This is a genomic window from Anaerovibrio lipolyticus DSM 3074 (genome assembly GCF_900141865.1).
Classification (GTDB): domain Bacteria; phylum Bacillota; class Negativicutes; order Selenomonadales; family Selenomonadaceae; genus Anaerovibrio; species Anaerovibrio lipolyticus.
The window spans coordinates 135,822-159,857 of sequence record NZ_FQYW01000003.1; the positions used below are offsets into that span (position 1 = coordinate 135,822).

Here is a 24,036-nt window from a genome sequence, read left to right on the forward strand (position 1 = left end):
AATGAAAAATACTATACATAATTGGCAACTTCATATAGCCACCATGCTGACCGCATTAATGCTGTTTCTGTCCACCTCTGTGGCAGCAGCCTACGTTCAGCCTCTCTATCTGGAGATAAATCAATCTACCCTTTTTAATGCCTCCAGCTATGCTGACATTATCAGGGTAGCCATTGCAAATCCCGCCATTGCGGATGTAAATGTTATCAACAACAGAACCCTTAATATTATCGGCGTATCTCCCGGTTCCACCAGCCTTACAGTATGGACCGATGATGGTATGCAGCAGGATTTTATAGTAAATGTTTCCAACAAGGACTCCGGCACCTCAAATGCCATCAAGCAGGCCATAAACATTCCCGGAATCACTGTGGAAAAGGTGGGGGACAGAATTCTCCTAAAGGGAAAGGTTAAAAACCAATATGAAAAGCAGCAGGCCCACAGCGTGGCCGTTATGTTCGTAAGTAATCCTGAAAACGTCATCAATATGCTGGAAATGGATAACCCTACCCAGATTAATCTGGCAGCCATGGTAATTGATATTTCCAATGCTGATGCCAAGGATCTGGGCATTATGACAGGCTCCAGCGGTACTGTCAGGACTGAAGCCGGGGATTTCAGTGGAATATCCTTTGGCAGCTTCTATGGTGGTCAGGATTTCAAGCAGTTTGGCCCCCATGTTTACAACAACATTAATTTTAAACTTAACCTTCTTATAAAACAGGGAAAGGCCAGAATTCTTTCCAGACCAAATGTTACCACCATGAGCGGTGAGGAAGCCGAAATTCTCATAGGTGGCGAGATTCCACTGCCTACTTCCAACAAAAACGGTGATGTTTCCATAACCTGGCGTGAATACGGCATTAAGCTCCATATCAAGCCTACTGCCACCCCGGACAACAATATCACTACGGGGGTAAATGCAGAAATCAGTTCCCTGGATAACAGTAATGCTGTAACCACCAGCGCGGGCACAATTCCTGCCCTCCTTTCCCGTAAGGCTTCCACCGTTATTACCATTCCGGATGGTGAAACCATGTCCATTGGCGGTCTTATGAACAACAGTGAAAGCAAGAATGTAAGCAAGATTCCGCTTCTCAGTTCCATTCCTATCATTGGTGAATTCTTCAAATACACTAGCACATCCAGAGATCGTCATGAGCTGGTTATCCTTATCACACCTACCATCGTAAACAGCGATGATCCGTTAAAGGTATCCCAGCCATTTGCCAATGCAGTGGAGCAGGCTAAGCAGGAGTATGGCGACATGAAGGAAGTAAGTCCAAATGATTTGGATATCGTAAAGAACAACTATGAAGAAAAATAATTCTGATGCAGTTTTTTCGGAGATGAGCGTATGGCTGAAGAACAAATTAACGGTGTCATTATAACCTTTTTTAGTACAGCCTCGGCTGTGGGAAAAACCCTTATAAGTATAAATATGGCCTCAGAGCTGGCCAGAGAGGGCTATAGTGTGTGCCTGGCAGATTTTGATCTGCAATTTGGGGACATCAGAAATTATCTGCGCCTTAACCCCGAATATACCATTACTGACCTTTGTGACCGTATAAAGGCGGATTCGGGCAGCTCTCTGATGCCTATGCTCACCACCTATGCCTACGAAGGGGTGGCTTTTCAGGTGATTCCAAATCCAAACAAGCTGGAGGAGGCCTACAATCTAAGTCCTGAAGCCATCATTGATGTGCTGAAGAATCTGCGGATGCAATATGACTATATTATCGTGGACACCACATCCATGTTCAGCGTACTGAATCTGGCCCTTTTGGATATCAGTACCATCGTTACCTTTCTGGGAATTGTGGATTTCATACCAACCATAAAAAATATGAAAATAGGTAATGAAACCCTCCGTACCTTGAACTACGATTCCAACAAGATTCGTCTGGTGCTGAACCGCAGTGATTCCAAGACCCATATTCAGCTGAAGGACGTGGTAAGCATATTGGGTGAGGATTTCTATCACATTCTCCACAATGATTTCATTTCCGCCAGTGAATCCATTGCCAGTGGAATTCCCCTGGTATTAAACGGTCAGGATAGCGAGCTCACCCAGGAGCTCCGTGCTTTGGTGGCAAGATATACCAATAAGGGCTACCAGACCACAGGAACTCAAAAGAAGAACTCGTGGCTGTCCAAGATATTTAGTTAGGAGGTGCCTTCTCAATGATTAACAACAACGTCATGCTGGTGGAGGGCAACCGCCTTTATTTGGAGCAGCTTTCCAACATAATTCGGGAAACTGAAACCGTCACCCTGGTGGCCCGTTTCAGGGATGCCAAGGATGCCCTGGGCCAGGGCATGGTATTTACCCCCAATATTATTCTGCTGGATGCAGATAATCCTAATATTATGAGTCTGTTGGAGGAATTTCATCGGGTGTATCCCCATGCGGATATCATATGCACCGGTGAAAAATGGTCCGCTGAAAGCTCCAGTCTCTATGTAAATGCAGGAGCCAAGTGCTTCTTGGTAAAGCCTTTTTCCTCTGAGGAGCTGCTGGATGCCATCTTTGCCTTTAGCAAACCGGCAGCGGGAGGGAAGGAAGCCAAGGTTATGACCTTCTTCAGCCCTAAGGGAAAAAGTGGCAAGACCACCCTTATTGCCAATTTGGCCATGGCCATCTCCAGAAAAACCAATGCCAGTGTGGGCATTATTGACGCCGACCTACAATTTGGAGATATGGCCTTCTTTTTCAACCTAAAGCCACAAAGCACCATTGTGGAGGCCGCCAGAGATACGGATTTCCTTTCTCCGGTGTCCCTTAATTCCTACTTTGTGCCCGTGGCCAAGAACGTGTCCATTCTTTGTGGTACCAAGGAGCCAAGCCTTATTGACAAGGTGAGCATACATTCTTTGGAAACTATTATTAATATGGCCAGAACCATGTTCCAGTACGTGCTTATTGATGTTCCGGCAGGCTTTAATCCCACCTCCATTGCAGCAGCGGAAATGTCTGATACCACCTACATTGTTACCATGCTGAATGGCAGTGGGTTCGAGGTGCAGCATATTCAGCGTTCTATGGATATTTTTACCACCTGGCCTGATTACAAGAAAAGGGTGAAGATTATTCTTACTCGTGTAGAGCCTTGTACTATTACTGCCAAGCAACAAATGGAGGAATTAATCGGCTATCCGGTGGTTGGTATTATTCCTAATGCCTATCTGGATGTGGCCACCGCCGCCGATGACGGCCGTATGGCTCTTGATTTAAAGCCAAACAGCCCTCTCAGTCAGCGAATTAACTATCTGGCGGGGAGAATCACCAAGGAAAAGCAGGATAACGACGATGATTTTTAAGCTAATGATGGCCCTTCTTGCTGCCCTTATAGTTTTTAGTGTATTTATGTTTTTTCTGGGCCGCAAGAACAGTGAAAAACAAAATATCAAGAAGCGTATCGCCTATTTTGCCGACTACCAGGCAGGTCATACAGCTTCTGGCAGGAAAAAAACTCTGGGGGATTTTATAAAGTACCTGCTTCACCGTGGAGGTGAAATGCTGGAGCCCTTTAAGAGGAGCAATTCCCTTGAGCTTAAGATGCAGCAGGCTGACTGGCCCATTACAGGACCAGAATTTCAGCTTATTCTGACCAGCTTGGGCATATTTGGTGCTCTGGCCTTCTTCGCCTATACCCATCAAATAATCAGCATGCTTTTGGGCTTTATTTTCGGAGCCCTGCTGGGATGGGCTGTACTTAATTTTCACATCCAGAGGCGACAGGCTGCCTTTACCAACCAGCTCAGCGATATGCTGAAGATGATTGCAGATGCCATGCGGGCTGGCTTTAGCTTTATGCAGGCCATGGAGCATGTGGCCAGAGAAATGGATGCCCCTGCCAGCAGGGAGGTAGAGAAGCTCATGCGGGAAACCAATCTCAGAGTACCTCTGGAAACCGCTCTGGAAAATATGAGCGCAAGGGTCAAAAGCAAGGACTTTGATCTGGTAATAACTGCAGTGCTGATTCAGCGCCAGGTGGGAGGCAATTTGTCCCAGATATTGGACAGCATCAGTAATACCATTAATGCCCGGCTAAGAATGCGCCAGGAAGTGAAAACCCTTACATCCCAGGGAAGAATGTCTGGAATTATCCTTGCGCTGTTACCAATTGCCCTGGCAGTGTTTATTAATACCATTAATCCCAGCTATTTAAAGCCTTTATTTGAAGAGGAAATCGGCCACATTGCCATAGGAATTGCAGTTTTTTTAGAAATTATTGGTTTTATAGTTATTAAACGGATCGTAAATATCGATACATAGGTAAATAATAATTCATTTTCCCCGTGACTTTTTTAGGGAAAAAGTGTATTATTATTTCGTAGCTATTATTTGTTAATTATTTTAGGACAATTGTAGCAACATTGTTTTGTCTTGAAGGGAGGAACTTATTATGAAGGTTATGCGTTATTTGGAACAGAAGGGTCAGGGTATTGTGGAATATGCTCTGATTCTTGCATTTGTAGTTGCCATTGCGGCAGGTCTTACCAATGCTGGTGGTATTAAAGACAAGGTTTCAGCCATTTTTACTCAGGTAGGAAATACCCTTGATACTGCAAAGAATAATTCAACTACAACTACAAATCCATAATTCCTCTGGATGTATTTAGAAGCTGCATCAGCGGAGGAACGCTAGTTGCAGTGACTACATTCGGAAATCTTTAAAAGAAAAATTAAAACTGAGGAGGCAGAATTATGAGATTCCAAAAAGCACAAGCCATTGTGGAATTTGCATTTGTTCTGCCTCTTTTTCTTTTGCTCATGGTGGGATTATTTTACTTTGGTTTTGCCTTTGCGGACTATCTGATGCTGAGCAATACCACCAGAAGCATTGCCCATGAGGCCTCTTTGGCCCAGGATACTGCCGCTCGCCAGACCATTGTAAAGAACAATATCAAGGATGTTAAGCTCATCAGTGATATCTTTAAATGGGAGCCGGACAGGGAATCCGGGGGAAATAATCAATATCTGGAAGTAAAAAATGAAAATAATGATGTGGTGGTAACAACCAACGCACCTTATAATACAAATTCCTATTTTGGCCGACTTATGAGAAATTTTGGCTCAAGTAGTGCCCTTAAGGGGATTAATATAAAATACACCATGTACCGCCCTAATTCCGGCAGCTCCAGTGGGGGCAGTTAGGCGGTTATTTTGGTGCTTTGAAGTGGAGTGAAGTTACCTTGTCACTTTTGGAAAGATTAGGCCGCCCCAATCAGCGGAATGTACAGGTGAGAATCTTTGCCTCCCTTTCCGTGGATCAGGTGGACAATTCCTTTCAGGAAATTAAATTAAAAATACATCATCGCATAGTGGAGGAAATGACTCCGGAGGAGCAGCGGATTTTATCCACTAAAAATCAGGATGTGCTGGAAATTGAGCATATCATAGATTCCTATGTCCAAAAGGTACTGGATGAAAATCCCTTTGCCATTCCTAGGGGTGAGCGGAGCAGAGTTATCAGTGACCTTAGGGATGAAATGCTGGGACTGGGGCCTATTGAGGGCCTCTTAAAGGATGATTCCATTACAGAGGTAATGGTAAACGGTCCCAAGAAAATTTTTGTGGAGCGTATGGGAAAGCTTATGCTGACAGATATTACCTTCCACAATGATGAGCACCTGATGAATATAATTGAGCGGATTATTTCCCCACTGGGACGCCGCATTGATGAGGCCTCCCCATTGGTGGATGCCCGTCTTAGTGATGGTTCCCGTGTCAATATTATTATCCCTCCACTTTCCTTGGTGGGTCCGGTGGTAACCATCCGTAAGTTTTCCAAAAAGCCGTTGACCTTTGATAATCTCATTAATTTTGGTACCTTGGACCGCAGGATGGCCAAGTTCCTGCAGGCCTGTGTGGCAGCTAAAATTAATATACTGGTAACAGGTGGTACCGGCTCTGGTAAAACCACCACCCTAAATGCCCTGTCTTCCTTTATCCCAAGCAATGAACGCATCGTCACCATTGAGGATGCGGCAGAGCTACGGTTACAGCAGCCCCATGTGGTAATTCTGGAATCCCGCCCTGCCAATATCGAAGGCAAGGGTCAGATTACCATTCGCGATCTTGTAAGAAACGCCCTGCGTATGCGCCCTGACCGCATTGTAGTGGGGGAAGTGCGCTCCGGTGAGGCTCTTGATATGCTGCAGGCCATGAATACGGGCCATGATGGTTCCCTTACCACCGCCCATGCCAACAGCCCAAGAGATGCCCTCAGCCGTTTGGAAACCATGGTGCTCATGTCTGGCTTTGATTTGCCGGTAAAGGCCATCAGAGAGCAGATTTCCTCTGCCATTGACCTAATACTCCATCAGTCCCGCATAAAGGATGGCAGCCGCAAGATTACCCATATAACTGAGGTTCAGCATTTAGAGGGTGATACCATTACCACCCAGGATCTTTTCTATTATCAGATGACGGGTATGGACGAAACTGGCAAAGCCATGGGACGCTTTGTGGCTACAGGACTGCTGCCGGGCTTTTTGGACAAATTCCAAACCAACGGCGTTGAGCTGCCTGATGAAATGTTCCAGAATATGGGAGATGAGGGGGGAATGTATTGATGCTTTTAGCCCTTCTTTTTTCCATGTCTGTGGCTTTATTAATATTTTTACTTTGCTTTGGGTTCATCCAAAAATATGTGGTGCCACAATCCACATATCAAAAGCGTCTTAACTCCATTAATGAACTGAACACAGTGGATGCCACCCGCTTAATGAACAATATGGCAATAAACCGAGAGCAGGAAAAGGAAGACCTTTCCTTTTACAACAGGGTAATAAAACCCCTGACGGACAAGCTGGAAAATAATTTCTTTGAGCTGACCCCAGCTTCACTTACGGATACAATCCAACACAAGCTGACTGTGGCCGGTCTTAAGCAAAAGCTGTCTGTAGGTGGCTTTTCCATTATTTGGGCCCTCTTTGTATGCTTTGCCCTCTACTTTGCCTACAGATATGCCAGCTATCACAGTCTGCCTCTTATGCAGACTGCCCTTTGGCTTGGATTGGGTTTTATTGTTGGTGGTTCGTTACCATTGATGATACTTAATTCACTAATTACCAAGCGACAGGCCAAAATAGTAAAACAGCTGCCGGAGGTCTTGGATTTAATGTGTGTCAGCGTACAGGCAGGTCTCACCTTTGATGCAGCCGTAAAAAAAATCGTCCAGCGCACCCATGGACCTCTCATTGACGAATTAAGGGAAGCCCTGGACGATATGAGCATGGGCGTAGCCAGACGTATGGCCCTCAAGAGTATGTCCAACCGCTGTGAGGTACCAGAGCTGTCCTTATTTGTATCCTCCATAGTACAGGCGGAGCGCCTTGGTACCAGTATCAGCAACACCCTTACTATTCAGGCCGACAATATGAGGGAACGGCGGCGGCAGTCCATCAAGGAGGAAGCCCTGAAGGCTCCCATAAAGATACTCTTTCCGTTACTATTATTTATATTCCCGGCCCTGTTCGTGGTAGTATTGGTGCCAGTTATTCTTAATCTAATTAAGCAATTCTGATACCGGAGGACTGTGAAATGATGATTTTAACCATAAACTGCCATCCTGAGGAAAAATTTAGGCTTACGGTGGCAGATAACTTTTTAAAAAGATTTTTGGGGCTTATGGGGCGATTCAGGCTAGAGCCTAATACGGGACTATTGCTGGCCCCATGCAACAGCATTCACATGATGTTTATGCGCTTTCCCATTGACGTAATCTTTTACGATGAGGAATATAATGTGGTGAAGGTAGCCACAAACCTAAAGCCCTGGACGGGAATATGTGTTGCTCCGGGGGCCAAGGGAGCCATCGAGCTTCCTGCAGGAACCTTAAGCCGTCTTACCCCTGAGGCACTTACCAACATAAAAATAGAACCGGAATCTTCGTGATATATTAAGTATCCGAAGAAACCGGTTCTTTTTTGTTTTTATCTAGAGCACTTCACTTATATTTACAAGATTTACTCTGTAGCTGACAGAGCCAACTCCAGTTCCAGAACCTCCGGCCCCGGAGCCGGAACCGCTGCCCCCACTGCCTGTAGCAGTGTAGTTCCTTTGAATATAATATCCCTGGCTTTGTAGCTGTATCTTGTTACCTGCCACAATACTGCCATAGAAAAGGTGATGATTATCATTAATATGGACAGAACCAAAGGGTGCGTAAATATCCCCCATAAAGGTACCACCGTTACAATTCATCCAAAAATCACCTGACCCATTATATATAAGCACTATCGGCCTACCTCCGGTCATATCGGCAGAGGTATTAAAATTGTTAATGTTATCGCAAATAATATACAGCGGTTTAGTTGTATCACCACTAATAGCCTTGGTGAGATTTACATTCAAGTTTGGAATATTATAGTAAATCACATCCACCCCTTGGCTGCTTAGCTGATCTAAAAAACTACTGTCCAGATTTTGCTGGCTTTGATCCGTAATCTTATAGGTGGAATCCGCAGTCATCAGCTGCTGCACTGTGTCACGATAATAATCTGTTACCTCCAGACTGCCATTATATTCCGGAATATTGATGTACCCCTGTCTTGTAGCTTCATTTACGGTAGTTTGACTATTACCGTCGGTACCAAAGGCCTCTGGCTGCAAATAGACATTCTTTGAAGCCTCATTAAAGGCACCCTCGTCACCAATAACAATTGTTCCATGATAGGTAGAGCAATTATTTTTATTTTGGGAAATATCATAGTTATCAGGATTTTGAACGGAATTAACCGAATCAAAGCCCTGCTTGGCAGTAAACAGATTATCAAACAGGACAAAGCCACCGCTGTTATTTCCCGAAGCAGCCCGTTGAACAGAAATCTGGGCGCAGGCAGCGGCACTTATTTCCGTATCGGACCCTATTTGAGGAAAATAACGCAAAAAATACAGAGGAACTCTTTCCTTGAGAATAACCACATAATAGAATTTTCTGTTCTTCTCTTCTATTTTAGGCGATGATTTAAAGGATGCCTTTGGATCGTTTTGGGTCACATAATTCTGGGCAAATGCATTTGCTCTATCCAGATCGCCACCACTTTCCGCATAAGCACTTCCTCCAGCCAGAGCCGCAGAATCCGCTGCATGTTGAAGCTTGGAATAGTGGGCATATAAATTGCCCAAATCCACCACTAAACCGGCGAAGCACATCAAAAAGGGAATCAGCACTGCAAAGAGAATTATTACAGCACCCCGCTGTTCCTTTATCATAGCCTCACCCCTTTCATTACCAATAAGTAATCAGTTTTATGTCTACTTTATATTATACAGCACTTTTCCATATTATGGCTAACATTTATTTTCATATTAACACATAACTTTTTGTCATAATCCATAATGATGGTTTTTTTTGTCAAAATAGAGTATGATATAGCTTGAAATATTGTTAGATTTTATAGGAGGTTCCATCGTGCGAATCGTTGTAGTTGGCGCGGGAAAGCTGGGCTATTCCATTGCTGAACGCCTTTCCCAGGAAGAATATGACGTAATTGTGGTGGATAACAATGCATCCCGCCTGCAAAATGTTCAGGCCAGTCTGGATGTTCTGGCCATTGAGGCCAACGGCTCCAGCCCTATTACCATGAATAATGATGACATTCGTGGTGCTGACGTCCTTATAGCCGTTACTGCCACCGATGAGGTAAATATGGTGTCCTGCATTCTGGCCAAAAAGCATGGCATTAAGCGTACCATTGCCCGTATAAGGGATATGCAGTTCATTTCCGAAGCCAAGGAATACCTTAAATCCAACTTTGATATAGACCTTATGCTGAACCCTGAGCTGATTATGGCCATGGAAATAAATCGTATTCTCATGGTACCGGCAGCCCTTAACATTGAGGACTTCGCCGATGGTCAGGTCCGTCTTTTTGAAACCAAGATCAAGAAAAAATCCCCTTTGGCCAATATAAAAATGAAGGATTTGGATATGCCGACCACCATTATGGCTGCCATGATTTTCCGTGGTCAGCGCATGATTCTGCCTCATGGTGATGATTCCTTCCAGCCTGGAGATAATGCCTACTTTATTGGTTTAACCCAAGATATTGATAATTTCAGTAAAAATCTGGTGGAGCGCAACAACTCCAAGCTGAACAAGGTCACCATCGTAGGTGCAGGCCGTATGGGACGCTTTGTGGCCACCATGCTTGACAAGCAGCATGTAAAGGTAAAAATTTTCGATACCAAAAAGGAACGTTGCCGTCTGGTAGCCTCCATGTTTAAATACCACGGTAAAGCCATTTGGGCTGATGCAGCGGATATCAACAAAATGCTGGAGGAGGGCATCAACGAGGCTGACGCCCTTATCTGCCTTACAGATGATGATAAGCTTAATTTCCTGTTGGCCCTTTTGGGCAAGCATCACGGAGTCAAAAAGACCATTATCCGCCAGGCTAAAACCGACTATAAATCAATTTTGGCAGAGCTGGGTGTGGATATTTCCCTTTCCTCCAGAGTGCTGGCCACCAATGAGGTGCTGGCCTTCGTCCGGGGCAATTCCGCAGTGTCCCTATTACAGGACGCCAGAGCTGAGGTTACGGAGGTGACCATCCAGGATGGCTGCAGCGTCTGCAATAAAAAGCTCATGAATGCCAAGCTGCCAAAGTCCTGTCTGGTATGTGCCTTTGTAAAGGACGATGTGGTGGAGATTCCAAATGGTAATACTGTGCTGGCTGCCGGTGGCAGAGCCATTATCATTACTGAAAAGCAGGAAACCACCAAGGTCTTAAAATATTTTTACAACTAAGGATAAACGATGGATAAACTGATTCCTTATCTTATGGGCAGGGCATTGCTCCTTTGCTCAGCCTGTATGGCCATTCCCTTTGCCTACAGCATATATCTCCATCATAACTTTATGACGGGAGTATTTGGACAATCTATATGTATTACCCTGCTGATAGCAATATTGCTGATAAAAAAATCCACTAATCCGCCGGAATCACTGTCTGTGTACGGCGGTGCTATCTTTTTGTGCGCCATTTGGGTCACCATAGGCTTTTTCGGCGGTCTTCCCTATTATTTCAGCCATTATTTGGGACCAATAGACGCCTTCGTGGAAAGCGTATCCGGCTTTACCACCACCGGCTATACCAATATTCTGTCCCTTCAGGATCCTGCCCTTATTCTGTGGCGCAGCATGACCCAATGGATGGGTGGTGGCATGATTCTCATGTTTATTGCCACTGTACTGCCTGCCATTACGGGAATGTTTGGTATTAGCTTTGCCATGCCAGTGGCCCTGAAAACCGGCGTAGTAACCATCAACAGACTGCGGAAAAACACCCGCCGTCTCTCCATTCTCTATGCCCTATTAACCATTATCGGCGTAGTCTTCTTCAGCGTTGCAGGGCTTGGCACCTACGATGCCATTAATTTTGCCATGGTCACCATTTCCACCGGTGGCTGTTATTTTTCTGATGCCTACTTATACAATAATGTCTGGTTTGCCTCAGCTGCCATAGTAGGCCTTATAGCCTCAGGAGGCAATGTAATTATTTATTGGCAGGCCATTAAACGCCGCCAGTATTCCATGCTGAAAAAAACTATCCACAATACGGAGTTTCATATCTTCGTGCTGATTATTCTGGTAATCGGTCTGATTTGCGGCTTACATTTATATCACAATAATTACTACAATCTGTCTGACAGTCTACTTTATGGCTTTTTCTCCGTGGCCCTGTATGCCGGCACCACCGGAGCCCCGCCCTTTGAGGTACTGACATGGACAGACTTCGACAAAATGCTGCTTATCGTAGTGGCTTCCATCGGTGGCTGTATTGGTTCCCTGGCAGGAGGCTTTAAGATTCTCAGACTTATGATTCTCTTTAAATCCTGTGCCAACGAAATGACCAGAACCATTCACCCCGATATTATTATGACCATGAAAATCGATGGGGAAATCGTACCTTCAAAGGTAATAAACAGAATTTTGGGCTTTTTCTTTATCGTATTTATTACCATTGCCATTTCCATTCTGGTAATTTCCGCAGCGGGACTGGATATGCAGCAATCCATGGATATTGCCATAGCCTGCATCACCAGTACAGGACCCATTATGCTGTTTCATACCAGCCACAGTGAAATATTGGCACTGCCGGTTATCGTAAAGCTGTTTTGCTGCTTTTTGATGGTTCTGGGCAAGCTGGATATTTTTGCCTTTTTAATTCTTATTTTTGGCAGCCGCCAGCAGCTGCTGCATAAACACTGGTAGGGGGGTGCAACATGAATTATCCGGTGATATATTATATGCTTAGCCGCCTGATGGTTGCCATGTCTGTCACCCTGCTGATTCCATTTTTTATGGCAATACAGCTTAATGAAAATAATGAGCTGGATTTTTTGGCTGCCATATTATGCAGTCTCTCCTTGGCGGTATTTTTCAGTAACCGTGGAAAGATAACCACCAATGACATCAGTATCCGTGAAGGCATTGCCATTACTGGCCTTAGCTGGCTCTTTGCCTCCATAATTGCCTCTCTGCCCTTTTTGACTGGGCACTATATGCCCCTGGTGGATTGTCTTTTTGAAGGCGTATCGGGAATTACCGGCAGCGGAGCCTCGGTGGTAAAGGACATTCCGGGTCTGCCCACCAGTATTATGCTGTGGCGCAGTCTTACTCACTGGCTGGGTGGCTTGGGAATCATCGTAATATTTATTGCCATCGTTCCTCAGACAGGCACCAAGAGCCTGAAAATGTTTGAGGTGGAAACCACAGGGCCAACGGAAAACAGACCCTTGCCAAGGTTTAAGGACACGGCTCATGCCCTGTTAATCGTGTATATTTTCCTCACCTTTATTATTATTGCTCTGCTGCTTTTATGCGGCTTCAGCTTTTCTGACGCCGTAAATAATGCCATGTCAGCCATTGCCACCGGTGGTTTTTCCACCAGAAATGAAAGCATCGGTTACTTTGACAATTTGCCGGCAGAGGTGGTGCTTACCATTGCCATGCTGCTGGGAGGAGGCAACTTCTCCCTTTATCTGATTGCCTGGAAGCAGGGCTATCACAAGATTTTAAAGGACGGGGAATTCATCGCCTATATGGCCCTCTTTGGCTTCTTATCCCTGGCTATTACCACCAATCTCTTTGCTGCCATGGATATGAATCTTTTTGAAGCCTTTCGTTATGCTTCCTTCCAGACTGCGGCCACCATCAGCACCACGGGCTTTTCCAACAGCGATTTTGACTCATGGCCTGCTTTTTCCAAATACTGCCTGCTGATAGTAATGATTACGGGAGGCTGTGCCGGATCCACCTCCGGGGGAATGAAGGTAGCCAGATTCCTGCTGCTGTTTAAGATGATTCATTATATTATTCAGGAGAAGCTTCACCCAAATCAGATAATTCACATGAAGTATGATACTGTAGAACGGCTGGATATTGTGGTTAACAGAGTGGGACGCTTCTTCTTCCTATACGTTTTTCTGGCTCTCATGGGTGCCCTGATTTTCACCATTGAGGGACTGCCTATTATGGATGCCATTGTATTGGGCTTTTCCGCCATAGGAAATGCTGGAGTGGCTTTTGGTGCTGCCAACGACTTCAGCACCTTGAATGATTTGACAAAATACATCTGTTGCGGCCTTATGGTTGTAGGGCGACTGGAAATATTCCTGTTTTTGGTAATGCTTAAGCCATCCTTCTGGCAGACAGGCGCCAGCTGGTAATCTTAAACTTTATATCAAGAAATAAAATAATCCCCTGCTCTGGAGCTGGATCCTTGGCAAAGCCAGGACATAATACCCAAAGCAGGGGCTTTTTTGCATGTACTTTTTTATACTGCTAAATGGTCTTTTACTCTATTAATCATCTGTGGATTAATGTTTTTCTTCGGAGAATAATTCATAATGAAGGACACAACCTCTCTATCAGAGTCAAAACATCCAGAAGGCTTGTTTACTAAATCTGAATCCGCGTTAGAGAAGAATACACAACCATCAATCCAAATATTAATACCATTGTCTTTAAGATACTTAGCCAATGTATGTATTTGCCATTTTAGTTGGTTTAATGGATTTCCCATGGATGAAGTATAACTACCACCTTGTCTGCCCGTCTTGTCTATTGTCCAGCGCTTTTCATATTCATCACAATGGACTACGCCTTTTACGCTTCTGTCTAATACAATGAATACACCATTATTTCCAACCACAACATGGTCCATTTTTGCCTCACCGATACATACATTATTATAAACAGTATAGTATTCAGGCAATCCAGACAAAAACCTTGCTTGTTACTTTATAGCTATGCTCTATCATAGAGCTTCTATTGAATAAATTCAGTTGCTGATTTGCAATGGCGCCCACTCCCATGACTACACCAAGAGCTATAAGCGTTCTGATGGAAAAACCTGTACTGAAGAAGTTTGGAGCTAAAAGATAGAAGAATGCAGCAAAGAATAATACCCCACACGCAATCCCCGCTAAGAGATGTGCCCATTTACTGCCATTTATAGATGATGTTTCTTTTAAATCATTAATTTGAGCCAAAATCAAAAACTTCCTTTCTATTACCAACTATAACCTAAGTATATCAGATTTCATAATTAAAATAGTATTAAATGTTGATAAAATTAATATTTAACCACCTTAAGAGTTGCATAAAAAATGAATTGGCATAGTACCTATGTCTTGCTGGTGGGGGACATAGGTGCTATACTTGTGAACATGGAAAAGTGTAATACATGGAGGTATTAAAATGAACGACCAGGTGATAGTTTGATGCTGTTACCTGTTCGGTGTCTAAGGAGGATGGATAATGAAATTACGAAAAATTTTGGCGGTACTGTGGGCAGTTCTGCTACTGTTAGTTGGCACCTGTTATGCCGAGAATACGGAAGATCCCATTATTGCCTATATAGATTATGGGTATTACAGATTGAATATGCCTAGCGTCAAAAAAGTTGAGTACTATGGTTATTCTTTTATCGAATGCTCATATACCAGACATCTTGAGCAGATGCTTCCCTATGGCATTCCCTATGTAACTCAGAGTGGACCATATTATGCCTGGTTTGACCCACTAAACAACAAAATGCTGTATTTGGACGAAAGCCAGCCGAATGCAGATAAAAACTGGTATGACATGAGTTATTTAAAGGACATAGGAGGCGAGTCTCAATATGCCTATAATGCCATAAGAGATTCCTTCCCTAATCTTTGTGAGGAAGTGCTCACTGACAACCAATTAGCCAGTGAAAAATACGGTAATGAAATTTCCAAGGCCATTGCAGCCCAAAAGGATGAGGATTGGAAAACAGAGTACAATTCCTTGAAGCAAGCCTACGATAAGGGTTGCCAGTCTCAGGGAATACTGCGTGATTTGGCAGAGTCTGCCTGGAAATCAGGCGACTATGATACAGCTATTGAATGGGCTGGCAAACGAATTGAGATGAACCCTTCAGGCGATGCTTATAATACGCGGGCATGGTGGTATTATCTGTTAGGACAAAATGATAAAGCACTGGAGGATGCTGAATGGGCGGTATTTAAGGATAAAAATTATGCTTATATACTGGATACCCGTGGCAGTATTTATTATGAATTAGGCCAATATGACAAGGCGATTGCTGATTTTAATGCGGCTATAAAGCTCGATGACAAATTTGCCCATGCGTACTTCTACCGCAGCAAGTGTTATGAAGCTCTGGGAAATAAAGATAAAAGCAATGCTGATTATAAACAAGCCAAGAAATATGATAATGAAATAATTGATGACAAAACAGTATTTGCGAACCAGCAAAGTCAGATGGTTGCAAAGAATCAGTTGGCACATCAGCAGAAGCTGAACAAGTACAAAGACACTTTAAAGAAGCTCAACGATGCTGTATATGTATGTAATAATGCATCCCAGTTCCCAAAGCGGACAGTATTTGACTCTGCAAACGCCATTATCATCGATACTGAAAAAATCAAATACGATGAAGGTGAGGAGTTCTACCAGGAGGTAATTCCTCAGGAAGTTCGTAATAATTATGAAAATGGTGTGTACCAGCAGCAGTATGAACAGCTGAAGGCAGAAGTAGAGGCTGAAGAGGCTGCCGCAGCAGCTGCTGTTGCTGTAAATGAGCCTCAGATAGCGGCTGCACCAGTGCGTAGAACTACCTATGCCTGCAACAGCGAGTGTGATGCCATTGCGCAGAATCCTTCATCACGTCACAATCTCCGTGATGAGCTTTGGGAATCATTACATCCTGACCGCTTCCAACATTCTAAAACTGTTGCAGATGCAGCAGCATATTGGAGCAATAATGTTATTTATTATTGTTCGTATAAAGAGTGGAAACTTGAAATGCCAGAAAACATAAATTATACACGTAACCAACTGCAAAGAAACAATGTGACCGATTATGGGACATACGTAATAGTTACTGAAAGTCCGACGGAGAAATATCATTATATTTGCTTCGACTTTAATTTTGACACAAATACTTTTTACATATATGACAACAAAACAAAGAAGCATGACTATTCTTTAATATTTGTTAAGGATCCGTCTAATGGACGGCCACTGGCTCATCTTGTGAATATTTCTGGCCAAAAAGGAAATTTTGGTGATGGTTTTGTAGACTGGACAGAAAGGGATTATTCCGATAATGTCGAGGCATTCTTTGCGAGAAATGTTGTAGACTTTGTTCCAACACTTCAAACAGATGGTTTCCGTCTTTTCCTCCAATACAGTGGAGTCTTGTTTTAAGATATAGCAAAATATAGCAAACACGCCCTTATTCATGGTTATTTTCCATGAATAGGGGCGTATTTTTTATGCTGTAAATTAATTTAAAAAGAATTCATTTTCCACTGCCATACACAAAGCGTGGTAAACCGGCAAATGAAGCTCCTGAATCTTGTAGGTCTCCATTTCAGGAACGCAGATAGAAATATCACACAGTTCCTTCAGCTTGCATTCACGGCCACCAAGGAGGCCGATGGTCTTTATGCCCTTCACCTTGGCCATTTGCACCGCGTAAATCACATTAGTGGAATTGCCGGAGGTACTGATGCCAATAAGGATATCCTCCTTAGTTCCCAGTCCCAACACCTGCTGTGCCATGGCCAAATCAGGAGCCTGGTCGTTGGCAAAGGCACTGTTCAGGGCCACTGCATTCATAAGGGAAATGGCTGGCAAAGCCCCCTGGAGATTATCCCGTAAATAATCCGCCTCGTTTGGACATACTTCCTTCATCTTGCCATATAGCTCATCATCAATTGGGCGCTTCAAAATAAATCCCTTCATGAGCTCACCCACAATATGCTCAGCATCAGAGGCGCTTCCACCATTACCACAGGCAATCACCTTGCCACCATTGCTATAGGAAGCGCATATAGCCTCCACAGCCTCCTGAATGGAGCTGCGGCACACCGCCAATGCAGGATAGCGTTTAACTAAATCATCAATCATATTTAAAGTAGTGTTTTTCATATTTCTCACCTCGTAACAATTTCTAAATTATATGTATGAAATGGCTGGGGAAGATATATACGGACATATTTTACCTTGGTACTTAGTGAATTCAAGCCAACGGCGCCGAATGAGCTTAGTACCACTAGGTAAACTAGAGAGCGCGAGCGTTCCGTATATACTTTTCCAGCTATTTCCGGATATTCCCAGCCCTATTTACTATTATTAATGAGCTTCTGAAGCTCCCGCACCTGGTGCAGATGAGTCTCATAATCCAGATCATTGGCATCGTACTGCATACGCTTCTTCAATTCGTCTATACGCTTCTGGAGCTTTTCCTTAACTTCCTGACTAAGAGCCATGGATTCTACCACCTTTTATTTTTATCTAACACATTATAACTTGTTGTACAAAAAAATAAAAGAGTGCCGTCAAAAGACGACACTCTAAAATATCTCCTAGCTTATTGAACTTATTCCTCACGGAAACGATCAACGATACATGCGCAGGCTGCATCACCGGTAATATTAACGGCGGTACGGAGCATATCGAAGATACGGTCTACACCAAAGAGGATTGGCAAAGCCTCGATTGGAATACCGGCTGCTACCAATACAGCAACTACCAGCAGGGTAGGACCAGGCACACCGGCCTGACCAACAGCACCCAAGGTGGAAGTAACGATAATGGCAATATACTGGCCAAAGCTCAGCTCCATGCCAAACATCTGAGCAATAAAGGTGGCTGCCATTGCATAGTATGCCGCATTACCATTCATATTAATGGTAGCACCCAGTGGCAGAGCAAAGGAAACGGTACCTTTATCAAGGCCAAATTCCTCCTCGTTGGTCTTCATGTTCAATGGCAAGGTAGCCATGGAAGAAGCAGTGGAGAATGCAAATACCTGGCACTTCCACATGCTCTTGAAGAACTGAACATAACCAACCTTCTTGGAGAAGAGGGCTACAGAACCACCAATCATTACATAGGTAACGATGGCCAGTACAATCACATAAAGAACAATCAGATTGATAATCTTAACCAATACGTCATAGCCGAAGGTACCGGTGGCATCAGCCATCAGGGCAAATACACCGATAGGAGCTACACACATAATAGCGGTCATAATCTTAATGAAAATCTCGGTAAAGTAATTGAAGATGTTCATCATGAACTGCTTCTTATCCTCATCCAGCATAGCCAAGGCAAAGCCTACAAACAGGGCAAATACGATGGTCTGGAGGATGTTACCCTGAACCAGGGCAGCAAATGGATTAGTTGGAACGAAGCCGATTACAGTTTCCCAGAAGCCTGGAATCTGACCGCTCTGGGACATATCAATATCGATAGCTGCCTCAGAAATAGCTGCCATATTGATACCAGCACCTGGCTTGAACATCTCACTGAAGAACAATCCCAATGCTACTGCTACGGCAGTGGTTACACCGTAATAAATAAATGTTATAAGACCGATTTTACCTGCACCTTTGGAATTTCCCAATGAAGCAGCTCCTCCTACTAATGAGAAGAAAACCATAGGCACAACTACCATTTTGATGAGTGACATAAACAAATCACCCACTGGAGCAAACATGTGGGCTGGTGGCCCCATTACCAGACCTACGACAGCACCCAGGATTGTGGCAATAATAATCCACTTGCCCAGACTGTCAAGAATAGATTTCTTACCTTCTTCTTCTGACATTTTTCATCCCTCCATTAATAATAAAAATAATTAGATAAATGATATAAATTCGCTGAAAATTCACACTATTCTCAGCTTTACACATTTTTATTATAGCAATTATTTTTTGTTTTGTATACTCCATACATACTTTTTTTAATATGTCTATCTAAAAAAGACGGGTTGTCTGATAAATTTTAAGATAATTTGTTAATTCACCTCATAAATTGTATAATTTGTTTTGTGAATACCGGCAAGGAGGGCCAACTATGGAATTGTCTTATTTTGAGCAGCTACGACGGGAATCCCAGGCGACTATAGAAGAATATAAACGGAAAAGCCAGCTTTTTACCACCAAGCGCACCCTGTCCTTTTTGGCACTTTTGGTGACGGTGGCAGTGGCATACGATATGAATTCACCCTGGCCCCTGTTGGCAGGAATATTGATTTTTGCCTATTTCTTCTATTTAATAAGAGGCCACAGCCGCCTCCACGATGACCTTAATTACGAGATAAACCGGGAAGCCGTCATCAATGATTATATTAGCCGTTTTACAGGTGACTGGAAAAAATTTGAGGACAAGGGAGAGGATTTCCTTGATAGAAACCTTACCCAGGACATTGACCTTAATATATTAGGAGATGCGTCTATTTTCCAATTCCTTAATATAGCCCGTACACTGGAGGGCCGCCGCCTTCTGGCCAGTCGTCTTGTGCCTTATCCAATTAACACCCATGAACTGAAGCTGCGTCAGGAGGAAACTGACTTCTTTAATAACAGGGTGGAGGAATCCATCAAGCTGCAGGCCATCAGCCGTCAGATTCCCTTCAAGCACAGTGTCCAAACCCTTTTGGACTACCTTAAGGACAGACAGCATGACCCTGGTTCCTTCATTAATAAATTGATATTTATTCTGCCTGTAGTTGCCCTTATACTTCTTGGAGCTGGCCTGATGAATCTGATTCCCATGGAAGCGTCCATAGTAATATTTATCATACAACTTGGAATTGCCTTGGTATCCCTGGGAAAAAATGCTGTTCATATAACCCCCCTTTATAAGCTTAACAAAGAATTAATTACCTATTGCCAGCTGCTATATACCATGAAATCCATGCTGCCTGAAAAAAGGGGACGACTTGATCCCTCAGAAATTGATGAGGCACTAAAGCCAATCAGCAGTCTGGGAAAGCTGTGTGCCATGGCAGAGGTGCGCCACAATTTTATTTTGCTGTTTGCACTGAACGCCCTGTTTTTATGGGATTTTCATGTGGTAAGAATGTTTATTGGCTGGCAAAAGGAATATGGCCATAAGCTGGAAAAGTGGCTGAACATTTGGTATGAAGCAGAAGCTGCCATAAGCCTGTCCGTTATCGGTCATATCAGGCCGGATGCAATTATGCCGGAGCTGTTGGCTGATAACCCTAGCATTCCCCATATAGAGGCAGATAAGCTGAGCCATCTTCTCATTCCTTATGTAGAGAATGTACCAAATTCTCTTACCTTAAAGCCTTCTCTAAATATCATTACCGGCTCCAATATGTCAGGCAAAACCACGTGGCTGCGGACTCTGGCCAGCTCCTGTATTCTGGCCTACGCAGGTGCACCGGTATGTGGCAAGGGCTTTAAGCTGACTCCTGTACATGTTCTCACCTCCATAAGGGTTAATGATGATCTTGGCAGTGGCATATCCACCTTCTATGCTGAGCTTATACGCATAAAAAATATGATTGAAGTTGCAGATAAGGGTATCCCGATTCTTGCAGTTATCGACGAAATTTTTAAGGGTACCAACTCCGCTGACAGAATCGTAGGGGCAGAGGCCGCACTGAAGCATCTCAGCCGCACTAATCTCATTACCCTGGTTTCCACCCATGATTTTGAGCTGTGCAATATTAAATCAGACCAGGTGCCTGTAAACAATTACCATTTTGAGGAGCATTTCCATGAGGATAAGCTTCTCTTTGATTACACTATGAAGGATGGCCCGTGTAAAACCACCAACGCTCAGTTCCTGCTCAAGCTGGTGGGCATAAACTAAAACTCTCCCCGTGAGCTGTGTCGCCATTGACACCTCGGGAAGAGTTTTTTTCTTCTCACATATTCAGTTGTTAATCCTTCAGCAGCTCCTTGGCAGTAAACTGATCCGTTATGAACACATTGGCATAATGACCCTTTAAAGCTGCCCTGATGGCAGGCACCTTTGCCTCACCACCGGCAATCATAATGCTGTGCTCCTTGTTCCTAAGCTCATCAAGGGTGATACCCACAGTACGGGCATCCAGCTCCTTATTACAGATACGTCCATCTGCATCAAAGAAACGGGAACAAATATCCCCCACAGCTATCTGCTGAATTCTTGTCTGTTCCTCCTGGTCAGTATAGCCCAGACGGAAGAACAAGGCATTTGGACGAACCGTACCAACGCCAAAAACGGCAATATTGGCATGGGAACCCATTTCCAGAACCCTCTTGATATGACGGTCCTGATCCACCATTTCCTTTACCTCACGACTGCCAAACACTACCGGCAACGGCAGATATTGGGCAATGGTGCTGTAGTTATTGGAAAAATTCTCCAAAATGTCCTTGGCGTAGTTGCGCCACTTGGAATGGGTGACACCACCCTCCAGCTGCACAATCTGTGAGCCCTTCAGGGCCTTTGGCAACAATGAACAGGACATTTCATAAAGGGTGGTCCCCCAACCAACACCTATCATATCCCCGTCCTGCACTATGGAATCAAGATACTCGGCTGCCTTGATACCGATGTACTTCTTGATTTCATTTTCATCATTGATGGTGGAAGAAGCTATACGCACCTCATGGAGATTATACTTTTCCACAAGCATCTGCTCCATGTTGGACATATCCTCCACCGGATCCATAATCTGGATTTTAACGTAGCCCTTATCCTTGGCATATTGCAGCAGCCTCGACACCGACGGCCTTGATATGCCCAGCTCCTCCGCTATCCGTTGCTGACTGTATTCCGAGCGGTAATACAGCTTGGCCACATTTATGGATAGCTTGTCCCTGTCACGAGTCATACCCCTTTTCCCCCTAAATACTCTATTATGCCAGAAAAATCGTTCGCATAATTGTAAACACAATTTCATTATCTATGTTACAAATGTAAAAATCAAGTAATAATTAAAATTTACTGAAACTTTTTTCAAAAAGTGAATTTCTATTATTAGCTACTATATTAAAGATTACTTGTGCCATCTATATTCTTGTGATTTAATAAATATTAGAGGTGAAAAAATATGAGTGAAACCCAAAATGAGCATATAGAAAACAGAGATATAGAACCGAAAATAATTGACAAAATTTCAGATAAAGCAGATGCCCCAAAATCACCTGCACCAGAGATTTCTACCCAGAGGGAAATGGACGAAAACGCACCCCTCAAGGAAGAAGCTTCACCAAGAATTGATTTGCAAATGAAAAAGGAATTTGTGCGAAAAAGAAAAACTCTTGGTAGCTATGTTAAGAAATTCTTCATACTGTGCTTTGGTGCCTTTCTCTACGCCGTGGGCCTGGAAACCTTCCTTATTCCTAACAATATCATTGATGGTGGTGTGGTAGGCATATCCATTATGGCTGCGTCCCTTACCCCAATCAGCTTCAGTGTGTACCTGGTAGTCATTAATATTCCCTTCCTATATTTGGGATATAAACACATCGGCAAAACCTTTTCCATATCCACTATAGTTTCTATTTTGTTGTTATCTCTGTGGACTGAATATTTTAAGCCGGTACCCCAGGTGACGGATGACTTCTTTTTAGCCGCCATCTTCGGTGGTATTGTGGCCGGTATTGGTGTGGGACTGATAATCCGAAACAGCGGCTCCCTGGATGGTACGGAAATCGTGGCCATTATCATGGACAAGCGTACCACCTTCTCCGTTGGAGAAGTAGTGCTGTTCTTCAACATCTTTATTCTTGGTGCCGCCGGCTTCGTATTTGGCTGGGACAAGGCCATGTATTCACTAGTGGCATACTTCATTATTTCCAAGATGATTGATGTGGTAATCAAGGGTCTGGACGAATCCTACGCCGTAATGATTGTATCCGAGGAAAGCGATGAAATAGCCGATGCCCTTATGCACCGCCTGGGCCGTGGTGTTACCTTTATAAAGGGCATGGGAGCCTACACCGGAGATCCCAAAAAGGTTATTTATTGCGTAGTAACCCGCCTGGAGGTGGACAAGCTGAAGGATATTACCATCGACAAGGATGAAAACGCCTTCATTACCATAAACCCTGTTCACGACATAGTAGGCGGCCGCTTCAAGAAAAAATCCATACATTAAACCAAAACTGGAAAAATGTTTACATTTTTCCAGTTTTTTTGTGCCCAAAATTTCCTCCAACGAAAAAGTTAATAACTTTTCCACATTTTTTAAAAAAAAAGCAGGAATGTCCCCCCCGTGGAATTATATCCATATATTGAATACATTGTTGCGGGACCTTTGGATAACTAAAAAAACGAGGGGGGATGAATAGTGCCAAGTGCAGATAATCGCGTTGGGATAGTACAGGACTTGTTTCGGGGAAAATATGAAAACGATACTAACTCTGATTTCATCAATAGTGCTACAACAAAAGAATTAATAAAGGTACTGTTGAAAAATAATAATATTGAAAAAATCCTTTTATCATGTATAGCTGGGTCGCCCCCTTTATTGGCTGTAATTGGTGATGTAAATAAATTTCTCAATAAAAACAAATCAGATCAAGATATTTTTGATAGGGATGGGAAAATAAGGGATTCTTGGAAGCAAAATGTTGGCAAGTTAGTTGGTTCTATTGCCTATTTTATGGGTTATACCAGAAATAAAGAAATTAATTTTGAGGGATTCTCTAGTTATTTTACTAATGCTTCAAATTTTAAAAGAGAAACATCTTGAAGGGAGAGAAAAGGA

Annotated in this window: 23 protein-coding genes; 16 read left to right on the top strand and 7 right to left on the bottom strand. The window is 43.5% G+C overall.

What is annotated here, in order from left to right; translation table 11 throughout:
• The first annotated feature begins 1 nt into the window (after position 1).
• The 9 genes from B6K08_RS00655 (at position 2) to B6K08_RS00695 (ending at position 7,906) form a co-directional block, all read left to right on the top strand.
• Positions 2–1,327: a type II and III secretion system protein family protein gene (locus B6K08_RS00655; RefSeq protein ID WP_052211947.1), complete on the top strand. Its 1,326-nt coding sequence runs from the start codon at positions 2–4 to the stop codon at positions 1,325–1,327.
• Positions 1,328–1,357: 30 nt separating this feature from the next.
• Positions 1,358–2,170, top strand: coding sequence for a CpaE/TadZ family protein (locus B6K08_RS00660; RefSeq protein WP_080325183.1), 813 nt, complete (start codon positions 1,358–1,360; stop codon positions 2,168–2,170).
• A 14-nt stretch (positions 2,171–2,184) separates the two neighbouring features.
• On the top strand, positions 2,185–3,321 hold the full coding sequence (locus B6K08_RS00665) for a CpaE/TadZ family protein (protein ID WP_052211876.1): 1,137 nt from the start codon (positions 2,185–2,187) through the stop codon (positions 3,319–3,321).
• Positions 3,311–4,279, top strand: coding sequence for a type II secretion system F family protein (locus B6K08_RS00670; protein ID WP_039206580.1), 969 nt, complete (start codon positions 3,311–3,313; stop codon positions 4,277–4,279). The genes B6K08_RS00665 and B6K08_RS00670 overlap by 11 nt, the downstream gene beginning before the upstream one ends.
• A 130-nt stretch (positions 4,280–4,409) precedes the next feature.
• A complete protein-coding gene (locus B6K08_RS00675; RefSeq protein ID WP_039206581.1) occupies positions 4,410–4,607 on the top strand; it encodes a Flp family type IVb pilin in 198 nt (65 codons plus the stop codon).
• Positions 4,608–4,711: 104 nt separating this feature from the next.
• Positions 4,712–5,161: a TadE/TadG family type IV pilus assembly protein gene (locus tag B6K08_RS00680; protein ID WP_039206582.1), complete on the top strand. Its 450-nt coding sequence runs from the start codon at positions 4,712–4,714 to the stop codon at positions 5,159–5,161.
• 38 nt (positions 5,162–5,199) lie between these two features.
• On the top strand, positions 5,200–6,582 hold the full coding sequence (locus B6K08_RS00685) for a TadA family conjugal transfer-associated ATPase (RefSeq protein ID WP_080325184.1): 1,383 nt from the start codon (positions 5,200–5,202) through the stop codon (positions 6,580–6,582).
• Positions 6,582–7,535, top strand: coding sequence for a type II secretion system F family protein (locus B6K08_RS00690; protein ID WP_039212119.1), 954 nt, complete (start codon positions 6,582–6,584; stop codon positions 7,533–7,535). The genes B6K08_RS00685 and B6K08_RS00690 overlap by 1 nt, the downstream gene beginning before the upstream one ends.
• Before the next feature lie 17 nt (positions 7,536–7,552).
• Complete coding sequence (locus B6K08_RS00695) at positions 7,553–7,906, top strand: DUF192 domain-containing protein (protein WP_052212600.1); 354 nt, start codon at positions 7,553–7,555, stop codon at positions 7,904–7,906.
• Between the two features lie 42 nt (positions 7,907–7,948).
• Here B6K08_RS00695 and B6K08_RS00700 read toward each other — a convergent pair whose 3' ends face one another.
• Positions 7,949–9,226, bottom strand: a complete 1,278-nt coding sequence (locus B6K08_RS00700) for a pilus assembly protein TadG-related protein (protein ID WP_039212122.1) — start codon at positions 9,224–9,226, stop codon at positions 7,949–7,951.
• A gap of 199 nt (positions 9,227–9,425) precedes the next feature.
• Between B6K08_RS00700 and trkA the strand changes: the two genes are divergently transcribed.
• Genes trkA through B6K08_RS00715 form a run of 3 tightly spaced genes read left to right on the top strand, consistent with a single transcriptional unit; the run spans position 9,426 to position 13,687 of the window.
• Positions 9,426–10,763, top strand: coding sequence for a Trk system potassium transporter TrkA (trkA, locus tag B6K08_RS00705; RefSeq protein WP_039212125.1), 1,338 nt, complete (start codon positions 9,426–9,428; stop codon positions 10,761–10,763).
• A 9-nt stretch (positions 10,764–10,772) separates the two neighbouring features.
• A complete protein-coding gene (locus B6K08_RS00710) occupies positions 10,773–12,230 on the top strand; it encodes a TrkH family potassium uptake protein (protein ID WP_039212130.1) in 1,458 nt (485 codons plus the stop codon).
• An 11-nt stretch (positions 12,231–12,241) separates the two neighbouring features.
• Complete coding sequence (locus tag B6K08_RS00715; protein WP_039212133.1) at positions 12,242–13,687, top strand: TrkH family potassium uptake protein; 1,446 nt, start codon at positions 12,242–12,244, stop codon at positions 13,685–13,687.
• Between the two features lie 107 nt (positions 13,688–13,794).
• On the opposite strand, the gene B6K08_RS00720 is transcribed toward B6K08_RS00715, so the two are convergent.
• Together B6K08_RS00720 and B6K08_RS00725 are read right to left on the bottom strand one after the other, a co-directional pair.
• On the bottom strand, positions 13,795–14,235 hold the full coding sequence (locus tag B6K08_RS00720; protein ID WP_072033514.1) for a nuclease-related domain-containing protein: 441 nt from the start codon (positions 14,233–14,235) through the stop codon (positions 13,795–13,797).
• Positions 14,228–14,512: a hypothetical protein gene (locus tag B6K08_RS00725; protein WP_039212136.1), complete on the bottom strand. Its 285-nt coding sequence runs from the start codon at positions 14,510–14,512 to the stop codon at positions 14,228–14,230. The genes B6K08_RS00720 and B6K08_RS00725 overlap by 8 nt, the downstream gene beginning before the upstream one ends.
• Before the next feature lie 268 nt (positions 14,513–14,780).
• Between B6K08_RS00725 and B6K08_RS00730 the strand changes: the two genes are divergently transcribed.
• Positions 14,781–16,718 carry a tetratricopeptide repeat protein gene (locus B6K08_RS00730; protein ID WP_039212139.1) on the top strand — a complete coding sequence of 646 codons (1,938 nt, stop codon included), beginning with the start codon at positions 14,781–14,783 and terminating at the stop codon, positions 16,716–16,718.
• Positions 16,719–16,796: 78 nt separating this feature from the next.
• On the opposite strand, the gene B6K08_RS00735 is transcribed toward B6K08_RS00730, so the two are convergent.
• The 3 genes from B6K08_RS00735 to B6K08_RS00745 form a co-directional block, all read right to left on the bottom strand.
• Positions 16,797–17,444 carry a D-sedoheptulose-7-phosphate isomerase gene (locus tag B6K08_RS00735; protein ID WP_039212142.1) on the bottom strand — a complete coding sequence of 216 codons (648 nt, stop codon included), beginning with the start codon at positions 17,442–17,444 and terminating at the stop codon, positions 16,797–16,799.
• A 191-nt stretch (positions 17,445–17,635) separates the two neighbouring features.
• On the bottom strand, positions 17,636–17,785 hold the full coding sequence (locus B6K08_RS00740) for a hypothetical protein (protein ID WP_027396745.1): 150 nt from the start codon (positions 17,783–17,785) through the stop codon (positions 17,636–17,638).
• A gap of 110 nt (positions 17,786–17,895) precedes the next feature.
• Positions 17,896–19,128, bottom strand: a complete 1,233-nt coding sequence (locus tag B6K08_RS00745; RefSeq protein ID WP_039212145.1) for a dicarboxylate/amino acid:cation symporter — start codon at positions 19,126–19,128, stop codon at positions 17,896–17,898.
• A gap of 248 nt (positions 19,129–19,376) precedes the next feature.
• Here B6K08_RS00745 and B6K08_RS00750 point away from each other — a divergent pair, with 248 nt between their 5' ends.
• Positions 19,377–21,146: a MutS-related protein gene (locus B6K08_RS00750; protein ID WP_039212148.1), complete on the top strand. Its 1,770-nt coding sequence runs from the start codon at positions 19,377–19,379 to the stop codon at positions 21,144–21,146.
• 70 nt (positions 21,147–21,216) lie between these two features.
• On the opposite strand, the gene B6K08_RS00755 is transcribed toward B6K08_RS00750, so the two are convergent.
• On the bottom strand, positions 21,217–22,155 hold the full coding sequence (locus tag B6K08_RS00755; protein ID WP_039212151.1) for a sugar-binding transcriptional regulator: 939 nt from the start codon (positions 22,153–22,155) through the stop codon (positions 21,217–21,219).
• 396 nt (positions 22,156–22,551) lie between these two features.
• On the opposite strand from B6K08_RS00755, the gene B6K08_RS00760 reads away from it, so the two are divergent.
• Both B6K08_RS00760 and B6K08_RS00765 read left to right on the top strand, forming a co-directional pair.
• Positions 22,552–23,424, top strand: coding sequence for a YitT family protein (locus B6K08_RS00760; protein WP_039212183.1), 873 nt, complete (start codon positions 22,552–22,554; stop codon positions 23,422–23,424).
• A gap of 192 nt (positions 23,425–23,616) precedes the next feature.
• The gene (locus B6K08_RS00765) at positions 23,617–24,021 is read left to right on the top strand and encodes a hypothetical protein (RefSeq protein WP_039212153.1); all 405 of its coding nucleotides are present in this window, start codon (positions 23,617–23,619) and stop codon (positions 24,019–24,021) included.
• Positions 24,022–24,036: the final 15 nt, after the last annotated feature.